The 1,829-nt window shown below is 48.1% G+C and carries 1 protein-coding gene; it reads right to left on the bottom strand.

The window, feature by feature from the left end; all coding sequences use genetic code 11:
- Positions 1-1,635 (bottom strand): methyl-accepting chemotaxis protein (locus tag R7D93_RS25165; RefSeq protein WP_318129547.1); only part of this gene is annotated, 1,635 nt, incomplete at its 3' end.
- Positions 1,636-1,829 lie beyond the last annotated feature (194 nt).

Raw genomic sequence — 1,829 nt, 5'->3', positions numbered from 1 at the left:
GTAGAGCTCGTTGGCTTTGTGATTGAGGTTTTGGCTTCCAGAGCGGTTTTGGTTGGCAAGGCTTGCCGATTGACTACTTTGCTGCGAAATGACCTCAACACGTTGAGAGATTTCTTGTCCCACTTGGCTCTGTTCTTCGGTTGCTGTGGCGATCAGCGTATTCATGTCCATAATGTTGGCAATCGCTGCTTGAATGTCTTGCAACGCAACCGAGGCGGCGCGCGCCTCTTCTACCGTTGCTTCACCGCGCGCTTGGCTTGATTCCATCGCACGTACAGCGGCATCTGAGCCAGATTTTAGTTGCTCAATCATTTTATGGATATCGCCCGTGCTGTCTTGAGTGCGGCTTGCCAGCTTGCGGACTTCATCTGCTACTACCGCGAATCCACGTCCTTGATCGCCAGCTCGCGCAGCTTCAATCGCGGCGTTTAGCGCAAGCAAATTAGTTTGCTCGGCAATATCTTGAATCACTTCTAAAGATGATGAGATGTTTTGAACGTCGCTTTCTAAACGGGCAATCACAGTGCTCGCCTCTGAAACTTTGCTTGCCAGCGCTTCGACAGAATTCGCAGCGGAATCGACGATGTGTTTCGCTTGTTGAGCGTTTTCATCGGCGTGTCGTGCTGATTCTGCTGCTTGGTTAGCGTTGTTCGAAATCTCATGCGCGGTGGCTGTCATTTCCGTCATCGCTGCGGCAACTTGCTCGGTTTCTTCACGTTGACCGCCAGCGAGTTCGTCGACTTGAGAGGCGCGTTGTGACATGTTGTTGGTTTCTGCGACGACTTCTTCACCAACTTGAGTCACGCTCTTGATGATGCCCTGCAGGCTTTCAACAAAGATATTGAAGTTGTGCGCTAACTGTTTGAACTCAGGTACGTTGGATTCGTGCATGCGCGCCGTAAGGTCGGCATCGCCTTGCGCGAAGGATTGGATCGAGGCATCAAACTGTTCGATTGGTCGCATGATGCTACGATTCACAAACACGGCGAAGATAGCAACTACGGCAGCGATAGAAACGCAGAACAGCGCGATGGCCACTAGAGTCGTGTTGAGCGCGTCATGGGCTGAAGCTTCCATTTCTGCAATGACGGCATCAATGTCATCGGTGTAAAAGCCGGTACCGATCATTAAATTCCACTCAGGAATGAACATTGAGTAGCTCAATTTCGGTAGCGCCTCTGTTTGTCCTAGTTTCGGGAAGTAATAGGTAGTGAATTCACCCGTTTTGGCGTTTTTCAGCAAATCTTGAATCAGGTAATTACCTTTCTTGTCTTGCAGGTTATAGAAGTTTTCACCGATGCCTTTGTCGTTCTTGCCGACCACAACACGGACGCCTTTGGAGTTGTAACCGAAGATGTAGCCCGTCTCACCAAATTCCAGCTCTCGTAAAACGGGAAGAGCTTCTTCTAATGTCGCATTTTTCTTGAGTAGCGGTTCAATCGCCGAGCGAGCCATCTGAACATAGTTTTTCAGCTCGGCTTTTTTCATCGCCATCATGGTGGTGTGGGTCTGATCAATTTGCTGTTGGTTATAAGCGTTAGTTTGCAGATAGGTGAACCACATCATACCTAGTGCAATGGTGAGTACTGGAATGATGGAAAGAATATACAGTCGCTTTCTTATGGTTAGATTCATAGAGACTTCCTTACTTCTCGGCGCAGCGTTACGAAAAGGCAAAATTCAATCGATTTGCCGGATAAATATATGGCTATTTATTTTTGTAGTGATTGCAGATTAACCGACTTAGTAGGAGAGAAGTACTGGAAATGCACGATTTATCGCGAGCGTATTAACATTTTCAAGCGTGATCACAATTACCGAGAGCAGCG

The organism is Vibrio sp. YT-15 (assembly GCF_033337445.1).
In the GTDB taxonomy this organism is placed as follows: domain Bacteria; phylum Pseudomonadota; class Gammaproteobacteria; order Enterobacterales; family Vibrionaceae; genus Vibrio; species Vibrio alginolyticus.
The sequence above is the reverse complement of the archived record's forward strand: the minus strand, read 5'-3'. Positions and strand labels throughout refer to the sequence as shown.